The sequence below is a fragment of the Luteimonas sp. TWI382 genome, assembly GCF_039674545.1.
Taxonomy (GTDB): Bacteria; Pseudomonadota; Gammaproteobacteria; order Xanthomonadales; family Xanthomonadaceae; genus Luteimonas.
The window spans coordinates 1-15,744 of the sequence record NZ_JBDJNS010000026.1 but is presented as its reverse complement, the minus strand read 5'-3'; the positions used below and the strand labels follow the sequence as shown (position 1 = coordinate 15,744).

Here is a 15,744-nt window from a genome sequence, read left to right as displayed (position 1 = left end):
TTCCGGCAAGCGGAAGCGGGGTGGGATGCCGCGCGCCGATGGCTCAGACGCGGGTGTCTTGCCGTGCGCCCTGCGACCGGCCCGCGCCCTGGCGGTGCGGCCTGGGACCGGCGTGCGCATGCGCACCGCGCTCCTGCGGCTTGCCATGACCGCGCGCCGCGGGCTTGCGCGGCGGACGCTGGCCGCCGGGCTTCTGCTCGCCCATGCGCGCGCCCGGACGACCGCCGGCGGGCTGGCGACGCTGACCGCCGCCGTTCTTCGGGATCGGCGTATCCAGCCGGACCGGCTGGCTCGGCTCGTAGCCCTCGACCGCGCTCATATCGATCTCGGCCTTGAGCATGCGCTGGATCTGGCGCAGCAGACCGCCCTCCTCCGGCGACACCAGCGACAGCGCCTCGCCCGACGCGCCGTTGCGGCCGGTCCGGCCGATGCGGTGCACATAGTCCTCGGCGACCATCGGCAGATCGTGGTTGATCACCAGCGGCAGGTTCGGAATATCGAGTCCGCGCGCGGCGACGTCGGTCGCGACCAGGATGCGGGCGCGGCCGGACTTGAACGCATCCAGTGCCTTCTGCCGCTGCGCCTGGCTCTTGTTGCCGTGGATCGCCACCGACGGCAGGCCGGACTCGGCCAACTGCTCGGCCAGGCGGTTGCAGCCGTGCTTGGTCTTGCCGAACACCAGCACCTGGTCGGTATGGCGCTTGGACAGCAGATCGACCAGCAGATCGCGCTTGCGGTTGTTGTCGACCGGGTGGGCGCGGTGGGCGATGGTGTCGGCGATCGTGCTGTTGGCCGCGACCTGCACCTGCTTGGGATCGCGCATGAACTCCAGCGCCAGCGCCTTGATCCGCGGCTCGAACGTGGCCGAGAACAGCAGCGTCTGGCGTGCCTTGGGCACACGGCCGAGGATGCGCTTCATCTGCGGCAAAAAGCCCATGTCGAGCATGCGGTCGGCTTCGTCGAGCACCAGCAGCTCGACCGCGTCGAGCTTGGCATGGCCCGAATCCATATGGTCGAGCAGGCGGCCCGGACAGGCGACGAGGATGTCGACGCCACGGCGCAGGTTATCGATCTGCGGCTGCATGCCCGCGCCGCCGAAGATCGTCGTGACATTCATGCGCAGGTGGCGGCCGTACGCCTTGAGGTTGTCGGACACCTGCACCGCGAGCTCGCGGGTCGGCACCAGGATCAGCGCGCGCGGCTTGCGCGGCCCCTTGGGCGGGGTCTCCTTGGCCAGGCGCTGCAGCAGCGGCAGGCCGAACGCGGCAGTCTTGCCGGTGCCGGTCTGGGCGCCGCCCAGCACATCGTGTCCGCCCAGCACCAGCGGGATGGCTTCGGCCTGGATCGGGGTGGGGGTGGTGTAGCCGGTTTCGGTCAGCGCGCGCAGCAGCGCGGGCGACAGCCCGAGGGTTTCGAACGTGGTCATGCAAGGACTCCTGTGGGCCAGTCCACGTCCCGGCGGCCCGCGCGTGCGGGCGACAGCCGATGGCCGTGACGATGGCGATGGACCCCGGAGCTATCCGTAAACCGCGCTGCGAGATCCGATGTGACGGCACCGGGAACGCCCGGGCACCGTGTCTGCGCGACGAAAGACGTGCGGGATAAGGACCGGAACGGCGCGAAGCGCCGACGGCATACCAGGATCGTGACCGGGTCCGGGGACCTTGGGTGGGCGACCGCGCTGCAGGACCCGCCCATTCTAGGGCACTGCGGCCCGCGGCGCCATCGTCGCGGACCGGGTCTGTGCGTTGCACAGCGCATATGGCACGCTGCGTCGGGTTCCCGTTCACGGAGTTTTCGATGGCCTCTGGTTCCGGCGCCCACGGCGGCGCGGTCACGCTCGGTCGCTGGCTGCTCGCCGCGGTCTTCATCGTCGCCGGCGCGCTGCGCCTGTGGGCGGCGCTGCGCGGCGCGCCGACCTCCGACACGACGCTGGCCTTCAGCCTGGCCCAGTTGCTGGTGGGCGTGCTGATCGTCGCCGGCTGGCAGCTGCGCTGGACCGCGTTGGCGGCCGTCGTACTGGTGCTCATCGATGCCCTGCTCTCGCATCCGTTCTGGGCGGTGCGCGCTGCCGCTCGCACCGGTCAGATGCTGCAGTTCCTGCAGCAACTGGGGCTGGCCGGCGGTTTCCTGTTGTTGTCGGCGATGGCGCCGAGGCGCTGACCGATGGCCGCCGACGCCCACGACACCACCGGTCAGTTGGTCCAACTGGTCGCGTTGCTGGGTGCAGCGGTCGTCGCCGTACCGCTGTTTCGACGGTTCCGTCTGGGCTCGGTGCTCGGCTATCTCGCCGCGGGCCTGGCGATCGGCCCGTTCGGCCTGGGCTGGTTCTCCGACCCACAGGCGATCCTGCATGTGGCCGAACTGGGCGTGGTGATGTTCCTGTTCGTGATCGGCCTGGAGATGCGGCCCTCGCACCTGTGGGCGTTGCGCCGGCAGATCTTCGGGCTGGGCGCCTTGCAGATCCTGCTCGCGACCACCGCGCTGACCCTGGTGGCGTATGCGTTCGGCTTCCCCTGGCCGGTCGCGTTCGTCGGCGCCGCCGGCTTCGTGATGACCTCGACCGCAGTGGTCATGCAACTGCTGTCGGAGCGCGGCGAGATCGCGCTGCCGCACGGCCGCAAGATCGTCTCGGTGCTGCTGTTCGAAGACCTGCTGATCGTGCCGTTGCTGGCCTCGATCGCGTTCCTGTCGCCGACGCCGGAGGCCGCGGCCGACGCGCCGTCGCGCTGGACGGCGATCGCGATCGGCATCGGCTCGCTGGCCGCACTGGTCGTGGCCGGCATCTACTTGCTCAATCCCCTGTTCCGGATCCTCGCCGCCGCGCGCGCGCGCGAGGTGATGACCGCCGCCGCGCTGCTGGTGGTTCTCGGTGCGGCCTTGCTGATGCAACTGGGCGGGCTGTCGATGGCGATGGGCGCATTCCTGGCCGGCGTGCTGCTGTCCGAATCCGCGTTCCGGCACCAGATCGAAGCCGACATCGAGCCGTTCCGCGGCCTGCTGCTGGGCCTGTTCTTCCTTGGCGTGGGCATGGCATTGGATGTGGCGGTGGTGGTCGAGGACTGGCCGCTGATCGTCTCGGCGGTGCTGGCGTTGATGGCGACCAAGGCCCTGTGCATCTACGTCGTCGCGCGTGTCACCCGCAGCGGCCATCGCGAAGCGCTCGAACGCGCGGTGCTGATGGCCCAGGGTGGCGAGTTCGCGTTCGTGCTGTTCGCCGCCGCGGCTGCGAGCGGCCTGATCCAGGCCCGGGTCAACGCCACCCTGACCGCCGTCGTCGTGCTGTCGATGGCGCTTACCCCACTGGTGGTCCTGGCCGCTGGACGCTGGACAGCCCGCCGTGATCGGCCCTCGCTCGATGGCGTGGAGGCCGTCGCCGACCAGACCGGCAGCGTGCTGATCATCGGCTTCGGTCGCTTCGGTCAGGTCATGAGTCAGTCGCTGCTGGCCCGGGACGTCGACGTGACGATCATCGACACCGACATCGAGATGATCCAGAGCGCCGCCGACTTCGGCTTCAAGGTCTACTACGGCGACGGCACCCGGCTCGACGTGCTGCACGCCTCGGGTGCGCACAGCGCCCGCGCGATCGCGGTCTGCGTCGACGATCGCGATGCCGCCGACCGCATCGTCGAACTGGTCACCCACGAATTCCCCCAGGCCCGGCTGCTGGTCCGCGCCTACGACCGCGAGCATGCGCTGAAGCTGGTCAATGCCGGCGTCGACGTGCAGGTACGCGAGACCTTCGAATCGGCGGTGCTGTTCGGCGCCGCTGCGCTGCGTGCACTCGGGGTCGACGACGACGAAGCCGATGCGATCGCCGCCCAGGTGCGCCGCCTCGACGCCGAACGCTTCGACCTGGAAACCGCGAACAACGACACCCGCGCCGGCATCCCGCTGCTGATCAAGAACACCGACGCGCCAGGCCCCAAGCCCGTGCCATTCACCCGGCCGCGGCGCGAGGGGCGGTCGTTGAACGATGATCCCGCGCCTCCGCCCGCCGACCCGCACTGACAGCCGCCCGATACTCAGCACGGGCGACGATCGACCTCGTTGACCATGCGGAATCTGGCGATTGCCGCATGACCTTCGACACCCCCAGGTGCCCGGGGGCAGGCGTAGAGTGCGCGCTCACAGGGCGCCGTCCGGCGCCGCTCTCCCGGAGACTGTCTTGATTGCCATCGTTCCCAAGCGCCTGCTGCTGACCGGCGCCGTTGTGCTCGCGCTGTCCGCCTGCTCGGGCGGCCAGGACGCCGCAGCCCCCGCCGCCGACGCACCGCAGACGGCCCAGGCGCCGACATTCCATCTCGACGAGACCGCGCTGCCGCCCTACAACCGCTTCCTGATCGACGATCTGGACACGACCAAGAACGCCTGCGCCGACTTCGGCGGCTACGTCAACGGCAAGTGGCTGGCGGCCAATCCGATTCCCGGCGACCGCAGCTCCTGGGGCGCGTTCGAAATGCTCGACGAGCGCTCGACCGCGGTTCAGCACCAGCTCGCCCAGCAGGCAGCCGAACACGCCGATGCGACCGGCATCGAGAAGCTGGTCGGCGATTTCTGGGCCACCGGCATGGACGAGGCCGCGATCGAAGCGCAGGGGCTGGCGCCGCTGCAGGGCGAACTGGCCGCGATCGATGGCCTGACCGACAGCGCGTCGATCGCGCAGTGGCTGCGTGCGAGCGCGGCCAAGGGCCAGGGCTTCCTGTGGGGCATCGGCGCGATGCCGGACTTCAAGGATTCCTCGGTCAATATCGCCGCGACCGGCCAGGGCGGCCTCGGCCTGCCCGACACCACCTACTACAGCGCCGCCGACAAGGCCGGTATCCGCGAGGCCTACGTCGCCCATATCGCCAAGGTGCTCGAACTGTCGGGGGTGCCGGCCGAGCAGGCCCAGGCGCAGGCCAAGGAGGTGATGGCATTCGAGACCCGCATCGCCAAGGTCTCCAAGTCCCGCGAGGCGTTCTCGCGCGATGTCGGGCTGTACTACAACCCGATCACCGTGGCCGAGGCCGACAAGCTCACGCCGAACTTCCCGTGGACGACGTTCTTCGAGTCGCAGGGCGTTGCGGTGCCGCAGACGCTGTCGCTGTCGGTGCCCGAGTTCCACCAGGAAGTCGACAAGATGCTGGTCGACGTGCCGGTCGAGCAGTGGAAGGCCTACCTGCGCTTCCACCTCGTCGACGGGGCCTCGCCGTACCTGTCGGATGCCTTCGTGCAGCAGCACTTCGCGTTCTACGACCGCACGCTGGGCGGCCAGAAGGAAATCGAGCCGCGCTGGAAGCGGGTGCTGGGCACGGTCGACAACGAGATCGGCCACGCGATGGGCCAGCTGTACGTGCAGGTCGCGTTCCCGCCGGAGTCCAAGGCCAAGATGGAGGCGCTGATCGCCAACCTCAGCGATGCGCTCAAGCAGCGCATCGAGCACCTGGAGTGGATGAGCCCGGAGACCAAGCGCAAGGCGCTGGCCAAGTGGGAGACGTTCGAGCCGCGCGTGGGCTACCCGGACAAGTGGCGCGACTGGAGCGGCTTGACGACCTCGCGCGACAGCTATCTGGGCAACGTGCTGGCGGCGACCGAGTTCAACTACAAGTGGGATCTGGGCAAGATCGGCAAGCCGGTCGACAAGTCCGAGTGGGGCATGCGCCCGCAGACGGTCAATGCCTCCTACAACCCGCTGGCCAACCAGCTGACGTTCCCGGCCGCGATCCTGCAGCCGCCGTTCTTCGATCCCGAAGCCACCGACGAGATGAACTACGGCGGCATCGGCGCGGTGATCGGCCACGAGATGACCCACGGCTACGACGACCAGGGCGCGCGCTTCGGACCCACCGGCAACATGGAGGACTGGTGGACGCCGGAGGACTTCGCCGGCTTCAAGGCGCGGACCGGCAAGCTCGTCCAGCAGTTCAACGACTACCGCCTGCCGGATGGCCGTGCGCTCAACGGCAACCACACGCTGGGCGAGAACATCGCCGACCTGGGCGGCCTGGCGACGGCCTACGATGCAATGAAGAAGGCCACCGCCGGTACGCCCGACCCGATGACCGACGGCATGACCCGCGACCAGCGCTTCTTCCTGAGCTGGGCCACGGTGTGGCGCCGCAACTTCACGCCCGAGCAGCTGACCCAGCGGCTGGCGACCGACGAGCATGCGCTCTCGTCGTTCCGCGCGATCGGCGCGCCGTCCAACCTGCCGGCGTTCGCGGCCGCGTTCCAGTGCAAGCCGGGCGACCCGATGGTGCGCGACGGCGAGCGCCAGGTGGTGATCTGGTAACGCCTCGGCCAGCCCCGACCGGCTGACCAGCGAGGCCCGGCGGCGACGCCGGGCCTCGTCGTTTTCCGGCCCGCCGCGGCGTTGGCGGACGCCCGCCGACCGGCGCCGGGAACGCCGCGCGCGTCTGCACGTCGGCCTCTACGGCGCTTGCTAGACTTGCCCGCATCACGCCGAACGGAAGCCGCAATGTCGATCCATTCCCCCCTCGCCCGCCCGGCCCTGCTCGCCGCGTCGATCGCCCTGCTCGTGGGCCTGAGCACCGACGCCGATGCCCAACGCCGGCGCGCAGCCGCCCCCAAAGGCCCGCCGCCGGTCACCGCCTGCAGCGACCTGTACGCCGCGGTCAACAAGGACTGGCTGGCCGCCAACGTCCTGGTCGCCGGCCAGGGCACGCGCTCGGCGCTCGGCGAACTGCAGGCGCTGGCGCAACAGCAGCAGTACGACCTGCTCGATGCCGCGATGCAAGCGCCGCAGAACAACGTGCAGCAGTTGCTGGGCGATTTCTGGGCCAGCGGCCTGGACGAGGCCGCGGTCGAGGCGGACGGCGCCAAGCCGATCGCACCACTGATCGCGCGCATCGACGGCATCCGCCGCACCCGTGACATCGCGCCGTCGATCGCCGCGCTGCATTCGGTCGGCATCCCGGTGGTCTTCAACTTCGGTGCCGAGGTCGATGTGGCGGACCTCAATCGCAACATCGCCTACTTCGTTCAGGGCGGCCTGGGCCTGCCTGACCCGGCCTACTACAGCCGTGGCGATGCCCAGACCGAGGCGGTGTTCGCGCAGTACACGCAGTACGTGCGCAACATCCTGGCGCTGACCGGCACCACCGAGGACCGGCTCGAGGCCGACACCGCGCTGGTGCTCGACCTGGAGCGCCGCATCGCCGCCGCCTCCAAGCCGCTGGCCGACATCCGCGACCCGCGCACGCAATACGCGCTGGTCGACGTCGCCGGCCTGGGCAAGCAGTACCGTCGCCTGCAACTGGAGGATTTCCTCCAGGCGCAGCACGTGACCGCCACCCAGGTCTCGCTGGCCGATGCGGCGCTGTTCCAACAGCTCGATACGCTGGTCAACACGCTCAAGCCCGAACAGTGGAAGGCCTATCTGCGCTTCCATATCGGCAATGCGATGGCGCCGTACCTGTCCAAGCGCTTCCGCGATGCCGAATTCGATTTCCACGGTCGCATCCTGCGCGGCGAAGCCGCCCAGCCCGAGCGCCGGCAGCAGGTGCTGGCGGCGATCAACCGCGCCGCCGGCCCGATGGTCTCGCGCGAGTACATCGGCCGCCACCTGCCCGACGCCACCCGTGCGCGCGCCGAGACGATCGCCGGCCAGGTGCGCGACGCGCTGGGACGCGGCATCGACCGCAGCACCTGGATGAGCGAGCCGACCAAGGCCGAAGCGCGCGCCAAGCTGGCGAAGCTGCGGATCGAGATCGGCGCACCGGTGCAGGACATCGACTACACCGCCCAGCCGATGGGCCGCGGCAGCTTCGGCAGCAACATGCTCATCGCCGCGACCTGGCGTCACGGCCAGGAAATGCGCCGCATCGGCCAGACCAATGCCGCCCGCCGCTGGGACGTGTTGCCGCAGACACCGGCGCTGGCCTACGACCCGGCGCAGAACCGGATCATCGTCTCGGCCGCGGTGCTGCAGGCGCCGGTGCTGGACATGGCCCAGGACAGCGCGGCGCACTACGGCACCTTCGGCGCGCTGGTCGGCCATGAGATGAGCCGCGCGGTCGACATCAAGGGCAAGTCGGTCGACAGCAACGACGCCCTGCGCACCTGGTGGACCCCGGCCGACGATGCGGAGTGGATGCAGGCGACCGACCGCCTGGTCACCCAGTACAACCGCTATCCTTATCCTGGCCTGACCGGGGTCAACGTCAACGGGGCATTGACCCGCGACGAGAATGCCGCCGACCTGGCGGGCGTGGAGCTGGCCTGGGATGCGCTGCAGCAGGCCACGCCCGAGCTCGCCAAGCCGTCGCGCGAGGCGTTCTTCAACGCCTGGGCGCAGTTGTGGCGGCAGCAGTCGGCGGTCGATACCGCGACGCGCAACGCCGCGACCAGTCCGCAGGCCCCCGGCCAGTGGCGCGCCAACGGCCCGGTCGCCAACCTGCCGGCGTTCGCCGAGACCTTCCAGTGCAAGGCCAGCGACGCGCTCAATCGCAAGGCCGAGGACCAGGTCCGGATCTGGCGCTGAGCCGCGCTTGGGGATTGGGGCGTCGCACCCGACCAGGAAACGCGAGCCGCGCTCGTCTCCGAAGCCGGGTTGCGCGCGCCATGGCCAAAACCGGGGGCAGAGTGCAGTTTCGCGACGCGCAATTGCACTCTGACCCCGGTTCTGCCGGTTCTGGGCCCCGGTGTTGAGAAGCGCCAAAAAGAAGGCCGCACACTGTGCGGCCTTCTTCGTTTTCGAGCAGTGCGGTCGATCGAGGCACTCGCTTCTACGCATCCTCAATCACGACTTCCGAGACTGCCTCCCCGCTCACAGCCGCCGCACGTGACGGCGACTGCGATTGAACGGCGGGCGACCGCGCCAGTTCTGGATCAGCAGCCAACCGAACAGCATGCCGCCCAGGTGCGCGAAGTGCGCCACGCCCGAGCGCGTGCCGGTGATGCCGAGTACCAGCTCGACCAGGCCGTAGACGATGACCAACGTGCGCGCCCGCATCGGGATCGGCGGAAACAGCAGCATGATCCGCTGATTCGGAAACAGCATGCCGTAGGCCAGCAGCAGGCCGAACACCCCGCCCGACGCGCCGAGCGTGGGATAGGGAAACGCCCCTTGGGTCAGCGACCACGTCACCACGGCGAGCTGGCACAACCCGGCACCGACCACGCACACCAGGTAGTAGGTCACGAAGCGGCGCGTGCCCCAGGTGTACTCGAGCTGGGAGCCGAACATCACCAGCGCCAGCATGTTGAACACCAGATGCGCGAGATTGCGCGGATCGTGCATGAAGCCGTAGGACAACAGCTGCCACGGCTGGAAGCCCAGCCCACCGGCGTCGGCACCGCCCAGCGGCCAGAGCATGAACGGCGCGAGCAGGCCGCCGATCACCAGTTGCAGCAGGAACACCACGACATTGATGGCCAGAATCACTTTGACGGCCTGCGGCAACCTCGGGAACATCGGCACTCCTCGTTATGCGCGCCCATGATACCGGCGCGCCGTGTCGACTGCGTCGCCTTCAGTCGCGCGCGTCCGGTCCCCACAACACCGCATCGAGCCCATCGTCGGCCGGCATGCGCACGCGCCCTCGCACGACCGCCACGCCTTCGGCGCGCAACAGGCGGACCTGCGCCTCGAAGCCGGGCGAGCCCTCAGGAAACGCGATGCGCCCATCGCTGCGGACGATGCGGTGCCAGGGCAGCGCCGGCCCGTCGTGGTCGCGCAACACCCGCGCGACCAGACGTGCCCGGCCCGGCAATCCGGCGCGACGCGCGATGTGGCCATAGCCGGCGACCCGCCCGGCGGGCACCGCGCGGATCGCATCCGCGATGCGGGCGTGCGGGTGCGAGTCGGGCGCCTTCGACAGCGATGCGGGCCGCTCGGCCCGCGCGATTTTCGCCCGGCGGCCGGCCGTCACACCCAGCCGAACTGGTGGAACACCCGGAACAGGCCGTAGGCGATGCCGCCCGACATCGGGATCGTCAGGATCCAGGCCCAGATCATCTTGTTGACCACCGACCACTTGATCGCATTCAGCCGCTTGGCGGTGCCCACGCCCATGATCGCCGAGGAGATGTTGTGGGTGGTGGAGACCGGAATGCCCAGCGACGACGCGGCGAGGATCACCGACGCAGCGCTGGTCTCGGCCGCGAAGCCGTGGATCGGGTGCAGCTTGACCAGCTTGTGGCCCAGCGTCTTGATGATCCGCCAGCCGCCCGCGGCGGTGCCCGCGGCCATGACCAGCGCACAGGAGATCTTGATCCACAGGTCGATGTCGCCATCGTTGAGCGCGGCGTCGGAGGGATGCAGGAACGCCAGCCAGCCCGGCAGGTTGTCCAGCGTGCCCACGCTCTGCGCGCTGACCAGGGTCAACGCGACGATGCCCATCGTCTTCTGCGCATCGTTCATGCCGTGCGCGAAGCCCATGCCGGCGGCCGAGACGATCTGGCTCTTGCCGAAGAACGCATTGACCCAGCGCGGCCGCGCGATACGCGCCAGCACGCCGCCACTGCGCGCCATCATCGAGATCACGAAAAACAGCACGCCCATCATCAAAAAGCCGGCCGCAAAGCCCAGCACCGGCGAGCTGACCATCGGCACGACCACTTTCCACAGCACGCCGGCGCTCTGCCAGAACGGCGTCGCCGGCTCCGACCACACGACCACGTCGAAATTGTTGGAGGCCGCAGCCAGCGCGGCGCCGATCAGGCCGCCGATCAGCGCATGCGAGGACGACGACGGCAGGCCCCACCACCAGGTGATCAGGTTCCAGATGATGCCGCCCAGCAGCGCGCACAGGATCAGCTGCGAGCCGACGTCGATCACCCCGGCGTTGATCAGGCCCGAGGAGATCGTCTTGGCGACCGCGGTCCCCATCAGCGCGCCGATCAGGTTCATCGACGCCGCCAGCCCGACCGCCTGCATCGGCGAGAGCACCTTGGTGGCGACGACCGTCGCGATCGAGTTGGCGGTGTCGTGGAACCCGTTGATGTATTCGAACACCAGCGCGGTCGCGACCACGATCAGCACGAGGGTCAGCATGGTCGGCAGCCCGTCAGGAGTTCTTGAGCACGATCTCGTAGGCCACGACACCCGCCTCGCGGCAGCGGTCAATGGCCTTCTCGAGGATCTCGAAGAACTCCTTGAGCAGGAACATCTGCAGCGGATCGAGCTTGCCCGAGTAGATGTCGCGGTAGAGCTCGAGCATCAGCCGATCGGCCTCGTTCTCCAGCGCACGCAGCTCGTCGTTGAGCGCCTTCATCGGCTCGAGCTTCATGCTGCGCAAAGTCTTGACCATCTTCACCACCACCGCCGATGCCTGTTCGAGCATCGCCGCGCGCGGCGCGAAGTCGATGTGTTCCAGGTGCTGGGTGGCCAGCGAGTAGCGATCGGCGAACTTCTCGATCTGCTTGGGAATCTTGTACAGCGCCGAACCGAGCGCCTCGATGTCTTCGCGTTCGATCGGGGTGATGAAGCTGTCGACCAGTGCCTGGCTGATCTTGTCGGAGGCCTCGCGCTCGCGCATGCGCGCCAGCTTGAAGGCATCGAGCGCGGGCTGCCGGTCGGCCTCCTTGAGCATCGCGTGCAACGCGATGGCGCTGTCGTGCGCGGCGACCGCCGCCTCCTCGAGCAGGGTGTAGAACTGGTTGCCTTGGCCGAAGATGGTTTGCAGGGAGAACATGCCGACGCCTTTGTCCGCGCACCCGCGGGGCCGGGCGCTTGCGCAAGGGCGAATTATGACGGCTCCGTGACGCCTGCGACCACCCCGGACGTGCCCGGGGTCCTCACGCGGCCACCTGTTATAGTCCGGCCCGCGCCCTCCTGCGCTGCCCGCCCCCCATGGACGACGACCCTAGACCGCCCTTCGCCCGCCGATGCCCGCGCCCGCCGGCCTTCACCACCGGCCACGGCCTGAACACGGGCGCCGTCGATGATTGAGCTGATCCTCATCGTCCTGGCGCTGATCGCCTGCAACGCGTTCTTCGCGCTGTCGGAAATGTCGGTCGTGACGTCCCGCAAGCCGCGCCTGAAGCAAATGGCCGAGCGGCGCGGCGCGCGCACGGCCCTGGAGCTGGCCCAGCACCCCGAGCGCTTCCTGTCGACCGTCCAGGTCGGCATCACGCTGATCGGCGTACTGACCGGCATGCTCGGCGGCGACGCGCTGGGCAGCGCCATCGGCAGTTGGCTGGCGTCGAGGCTGCCGGCGCTGGGCGCCTATGCGGCCACCGCCGGCACGGTGCTGGCTGTCGGCCTGATCACCTTCCTGACCATCGTGTTGGGCGAACTGCTGCCCAAGCGGCTGGCACTGCTGGCGCCCGAGCGGGTGGCCAGCGTGGTCGCGCTGCCGATGCATTGGCTGTCGCGGATCGCAACCCCGGCCGTGTGGCTGCTCAGCGCCTCCGTGCGCGGCCTGCTGCGGCTGTTGCGGCTCAACGACACCGAAGCGGCCCAGGTGACCGAAGAAGAGATCCGTATGCTGGTGAGCGAGAGCCACGAGCAGGGCGTGATCGACGCCGACGAGCGCAACATGGTCAATCGCGTGCTCACGCTGGGCGACCGCGATGCCGAGACGCTGATGACGCCGCGCACCCGGATCGCCTGGCTCGACGTGTCGGCCAGCTTCGAAGAGAACCTGGCGCGGATGCGCGACACGCCCTACTCGCGCTACCCCGTGCTGCGCGGCAACGATGCCGACGTGGTCGGGGTGCTGGAGATCAAATCGCTGATCGACCGGCTCGATGCGGGGGCGTTCGACCTGTTCAAGTACCTGCGCGAGCCGCTGTTCGTGTCCGAGTCGACACCGGCGATGAAGCTGCTGGAGATCCTGCGCGAAAACCAGCAATCGCTGGCGCTGGTGGTCGACGAGTACGGCGACATCACCGGCATGGTCACCGTCAACGACGTCATGGAAGCGGTGATCGGCCGCACCCAGAGCAGTGGCGTGGACGCCTCGCCGCTGGTCGTCACACGCGACGACGGCTCGCTGCTGGTCGACGGCAGCCTGTCGGTCGAGGCGGTCCGCGAGCTGCTCGGCGGCGGCACGCTGCCGGGTGAGGACGAACACCTGTTCCACACCGCGGCCGGCATGACCATCGCCCAGTTCGGACGCATCCCCAACGTCGGCGAGCACTTCGACGCCAACGGCTGGCGGGTGGAGATCGTCGACCTGGACGGGCCGCGCGTGGACAAGCTGCTGCTGCAGCGCCTGCCCGAGGCCGAGGCCGACAATGCGGCCTGACGGGCCTGCGATGCGTTCGCGCGAGGAAGCCTCGACCCGGGAACTGCTCGCGGCGATGGCGGCGGGCGATCCTGGCGACCAGTTGCGCTTCCGCGACCTGCTGGCCGGCCTGGACAAGCGCGTGTTCGGCATGATGCTGTTCGTCGCCACGCTGCCGGCCTTCATCCCGATCCCTGGGGTCGGCGGCGCGGTCGGCGGCCCGCTGGTGATCTTCGTCGGGCTGCAGCTGCTGATCGGGCTGCGCAAGCCGTGGCTGCCCGCCTTCATCGCCGAGCGCGGCCCGCACCGCAGCGCCGTGCAGCGGTTCGAGACCGTGCTCGAGCCCTGGTTCCGACGCCTGGAGCGGGTCAGTCGCCCGCGGCTGCCGGGCGTCCTCGACCATCGCGCAGCGACCATGTTCACCGGCCTGCTGCTGGTGCTGCTGGGAATCTTGCTGGCGCTGCCGATCCCGTTCACCAACTATGTCTTCGCCGTGCTGCTGCTGGCCTATGCACTGGCGCTGCTCGAACGCGACGGCGCCCTGCTGCTGGTCGCCTGGGCCGCTGGCCTGCTGGCGATCGGCGTGTTCGGCGTGCTCAGCGGCGCGCTGGCCGCCGCCGCGACGGATTGGATCGCGCGGCTCACCTAGCCCGGCAACGCGGCCAGCCGGTCAGCGGCCGCGCTCGCCAGCGAGCTGCGCCATGCGCTGAGCGTCGGCCAGGATGCCGCGCAGCAGCCGGACTTCCTTCTCGTCGAGCCCGGTGCGCACGAACAGCCGGCGCAGCTTGCGCATCGCCGAGTCCGGCGCCCGCCCCTTGTGGAAATCGATCGCCTCGAGCGTGTCGGCCAACTGGGCGAAGAAGCCTTCGAGCTGCGCATGCGGCACGGCGTCTGCCGACGCCGGCACGACCGCCTGAGGAGCGGAGGCCTCGCCCAGCAGCGCCAGCCGCAGCTCGTAGCTGAGCACCTGCACCGCGGCCGCGAGGTTCAGCGAGCTGTAGTCGGGATTGGCGGGGATGTGCACGGCCGCATGGCACAGCTGCAACTCCGAGTTCTCGAGCCCGGTGCGCTCGCGCCCGAACACCAGCGCGACCTCGCCGCCGGCCAGCGCCTGCGCGTGTGCCGCAGCCGCCGCCTCGCGCGGACGCAGCTCGCGCAATTGCACCCGACGGCTGCGCGCGGTGCAGCCGAGCACGAACCGGCAGTCGGCGACCGCCTCGGCCAGAGTGTCCAAGCGCGTGGCCGAGGCCAGTACGTCATCGGCGCCGGCGGCCATCGCGTCGGCTTCGACATGCGGAAACTTCTGCGGCGCGACCAGCACCAGACGGTGCAGTCCCATCGTCTTGAGCGCGCGTGCGGCCGAGCCGATGTTGCCGGGATGCTGGGTGCCGACGAGCACGATGCGCAGGCGCGCAGCGATCGTGGCGGGCGAAGAGTCAGGATTGAGGGGCGCTTGCATGCCGCGAATGGTAAACTGCCCGACCGGCCAAGCGCCGGCACTGCTCTTTTTCCCCTCGAACCCGCCCGCGCCCGGAGTCGTCCGCGATGCTTCAACCTGCTGTCAACATCATGGTCAAGGCGGCGCGTGCCGGCGGCAACGTCCTGCTCCGCAACATGCACAAGCTCGACGCGCTCAACGTCGTCGAGAAGGCACGGCTGGACTACGCGAGCGAGGTCGACGGCCTGGCCGAAGAGGCGATCGTCAAGGAACTGCGCCGGGCGCACCCCGATTACGCCATCCTCGGCGAGGAAGGCGGCGCCAAGCCCGGCCGAGGCGGTGCGAGCCGCTACACCTGGGTCATCGATCCGCTGGACGGCACCAGCAATTACCTGCGCGGCTTCCCCCACTGGTGCGTGTCGATCGCGCTGGTCGAGGGCGGCGAGCCGCTGCACGGCGTGATCTTCGATCCGCTGCGCAACGAACTGTTCACCGCCACGCGCGGCGCCGGCGCCCAGCTCAACGAACGCCGCATCCGCATCGCCGACCGCAAGGACCTGTCGGGCGCGATGATCGCCACCGGCTTCGCCCCGCGCGAGCGCAAGCGTGCCGGTGCGCAGCTGCGCGCGGTCGACGCCCTGCTCGAGTCCGCCGAAGACGTCCGCCGCGCCGGCTCGGCCGCGCTGGACCTGGCCTACGTCGCCGCCGGCCGCTGCGACGCCTACTTCGAAGCCGGCGTGCATCCCTGGGACATCGCGGCCGGCGTGCTGCTGGTCCGCGAGGCTGGCGGTCGCGTCAGCGACTTCAAGGGCCGCGCCACCGGCCCGCTCAATGTCGCCCTCGCTGGCGGCCGCCCGATCCTTGCCGCCAATGTGCGCCTGATCGAACCGCTGCAGCAGGTGCTGGTGTCGTCGGGGTACGCAAAGGAATTCGACTGACCCATCGGGCCAGTCGCAGGATCCGCAGACGCGGATCCCAGCCCCCGGAAACAGAAAAGCCACGCATTGCGTGGCTTTTTCTTCGTCCCGGCCCGGACAAGAACCGGGGTCAAAAACCGGGGTGAGAGTGCCATTTCGCCAGGCGAAAAATGGCTACAGACCCCGGGGTTGTAACGGCCCCGGGCCGGGA

Annotated in this window: 13 protein-coding genes; 7 read left to right on the top strand and 6 right to left on the bottom strand. The window is 69.4% G+C overall.

What is annotated here, in order from left to right; all coding sequences use genetic code 11:
* Positions 1 to 43: 43 nt before the first annotated feature.
* Positions 44 to 1,426, bottom strand: a complete 1,383-nt coding sequence (locus tag ABE505_RS14105) for a DEAD/DEAH box helicase (protein ID WP_346443855.1) — start codon at positions 1,424 to 1,426, stop codon at positions 44 to 46.
* A 374-nt stretch (positions 1,427 to 1,800) separates the two neighbouring features.
* On the opposite strand from ABE505_RS14105, the gene ABE505_RS14100 reads away from it, so the two are divergent.
* From ABE505_RS14100 to ABE505_RS14085, 4 genes are all read left to right on the top strand, one after another.
* Positions 1,801 to 2,163 (top strand): hypothetical protein, encoded by a 363-nt coding sequence (locus tag ABE505_RS14100; RefSeq protein ID WP_346443854.1) that lies wholly within the window; start codon positions 1,801 to 1,803, stop codon positions 2,161 to 2,163.
* Positions 2,164 to 2,166: 3 nt separating this feature from the next.
* Positions 2,167 to 4,014 carry a monovalent cation:proton antiporter-2 (CPA2) family protein gene (locus ABE505_RS14095; RefSeq protein WP_346443852.1) on the top strand — a complete coding sequence of 616 codons (1,848 nt, stop codon included), beginning with the start codon at positions 2,167 to 2,169 and terminating at the stop codon, positions 4,012 to 4,014.
* Between the two features lie 160 nt (positions 4,015 to 4,174).
* Entirely contained in the window at positions 4,175 to 6,277 is a 2,103-nt protein-coding gene (locus tag ABE505_RS14090; RefSeq protein ID WP_346444016.1) for a M13-type metalloendopeptidase, read from the top strand.
* Between the two features lie 186 nt (positions 6,278 to 6,463).
* The gene (locus tag ABE505_RS14085; RefSeq protein WP_346443851.1) at positions 6,464 to 8,488 is read left to right on the top strand and encodes a M13 family metallopeptidase; all 2,025 of its coding nucleotides are present in this window, start codon (positions 6,464 to 6,466) and stop codon (positions 8,486 to 8,488) included.
* A 285-nt stretch (positions 8,489 to 8,773) separates the two neighbouring features.
* Here the strand turns inward: ABE505_RS14085 and ABE505_RS14080 are convergent, their stop codons facing one another.
* From ABE505_RS14080 to ABE505_RS14065, 4 genes are read right to left on the bottom strand one after another with little or no spacing between them, the layout of a single operon-like run.
* Complete coding sequence (locus ABE505_RS14080; RefSeq protein WP_346443850.1) at positions 8,774 to 9,421, bottom strand: rhomboid family intramembrane serine protease; 648 nt, start codon at positions 9,419 to 9,421, stop codon at positions 8,774 to 8,776.
* A 58-nt stretch (positions 9,422 to 9,479) separates the two neighbouring features.
* Entirely contained in the window at positions 9,480 to 9,827 is a 348-nt protein-coding gene (locus ABE505_RS14075) for an MGMT family protein (RefSeq protein ID WP_346444014.1), read from the bottom strand.
* 47 nt (positions 9,828 to 9,874) lie between these two features.
* Positions 9,875 to 11,002: an inorganic phosphate transporter gene (locus ABE505_RS14070; RefSeq protein WP_346443849.1), complete on the bottom strand. Its 1,128-nt coding sequence runs from the start codon at positions 11,000 to 11,002 to the stop codon at positions 9,875 to 9,877.
* Between the two features lie 13 nt (positions 11,003 to 11,015).
* Positions 11,016 to 11,642 carry a DUF47 family protein gene (locus ABE505_RS14065; RefSeq protein ID WP_183426139.1) on the bottom strand — a complete coding sequence of 209 codons (627 nt, stop codon included), beginning with the start codon at positions 11,640 to 11,642 and terminating at the stop codon, positions 11,016 to 11,018.
* A gap of 249 nt (positions 11,643 to 11,891) precedes the next feature.
* Here ABE505_RS14065 and ABE505_RS14060 point away from each other — a divergent pair, with 249 nt between their 5' ends.
* Both ABE505_RS14060 and ABE505_RS14055 read left to right on the top strand, forming a co-directional pair.
* Entirely contained in the window at positions 11,892 to 13,199 is a 1,308-nt protein-coding gene (locus tag ABE505_RS14060) for a hemolysin family protein (protein WP_346443847.1), read from the top strand.
* 10 nt (positions 13,200 to 13,209) lie between these two features.
* Positions 13,210 to 13,827: an exopolysaccharide biosynthesis protein gene (locus ABE505_RS14055; RefSeq protein WP_346443846.1), complete on the top strand. Its 618-nt coding sequence runs from the start codon at positions 13,210 to 13,212 to the stop codon at positions 13,825 to 13,827.
* A 21-nt stretch (positions 13,828 to 13,848) separates the two neighbouring features.
* Here the strand turns inward: ABE505_RS14055 and ABE505_RS14050 are convergent, their stop codons facing one another.
* Positions 13,849 to 14,637, bottom strand: a complete 789-nt coding sequence (locus ABE505_RS14050) for an RNA methyltransferase (protein WP_346443844.1) — start codon at positions 14,635 to 14,637, stop codon at positions 13,849 to 13,851.
* An 86-nt stretch (positions 14,638 to 14,723) separates the two neighbouring features.
* On the opposite strand from ABE505_RS14050, the gene ABE505_RS14045 reads away from it, so the two are divergent.
* The gene (locus ABE505_RS14045) at positions 14,724 to 15,554 is read left to right on the top strand and encodes an inositol monophosphatase family protein (RefSeq protein WP_346443843.1); all 831 of its coding nucleotides are present in this window, start codon (positions 14,724 to 14,726) and stop codon (positions 15,552 to 15,554) included.
* Positions 15,555 to 15,744: the final 190 nt, after the last annotated feature.

Bases quoted from the DNA above. Each gene is read 5' to 3' on its own strand.
- ABE505_RS14055 (WP_346443846.1), top strand. From the start codon at position 13,210: ATGCGTTCGCGCGAGGAAGCCTCGACCCGGGAACTGCTCGCGGCGATG.
- ABE505_RS14045 (WP_346443843.1), top strand. From the start codon at position 14,724: ATGCTTCAACCTGCTGTCAACATCATGGTCAAGGCGGCGCGTGCCGGC.
- ABE505_RS14080 (WP_346443850.1), bottom strand. From the start codon at position 9,421: ATGTTCCCGAGGTTGCCGCAGGCCGTCAAAGTGATTCTGGCCATCAAT.
- ABE505_RS14065 (WP_183426139.1), bottom strand. From the start codon at position 11,642: ATGTTCTCCCTGCAAACCATCTTCGGCCAAGGCAACCAGTTCTACACC.
- ABE505_RS14060 (WP_346443847.1), top strand. From the start codon at position 11,892: ATGATTGAGCTGATCCTCATCGTCCTGGCGCTGATCGCCTGCAACGCG.
- ABE505_RS14100 (WP_346443854.1), top strand. From the start codon at position 1,801: ATGGCCTCTGGTTCCGGCGCCCACGGCGGCGCGGTCACGCTCGGTCGC.
- ABE505_RS14105 (WP_346443855.1), bottom strand. From the start codon at position 1,426: ATGACCACGTTCGAAACCCTCGGGCTGTCGCCCGCGCTGCTGCGCGCG.
- ABE505_RS14095 (WP_346443852.1), top strand. From the start codon at position 2,167: ATGGCCGCCGACGCCCACGACACCACCGGTCAGTTGGTCCAACTGGTC.
- ABE505_RS14085 (WP_346443851.1), top strand. From the start codon at position 6,464: ATGTCGATCCATTCCCCCCTCGCCCGCCCGGCCCTGCTCGCCGCGTCG.
- ABE505_RS14050 (WP_346443844.1), bottom strand. From the start codon at position 14,637: ATGCAAGCGCCCCTCAATCCTGACTCTTCGCCCGCCACGATCGCTGCG.
- ABE505_RS14070 (WP_346443849.1), bottom strand. From the start codon at position 11,002: ATGCTGACCCTCGTGCTGATCGTGGTCGCGACCGCGCTGGTGTTCGAA.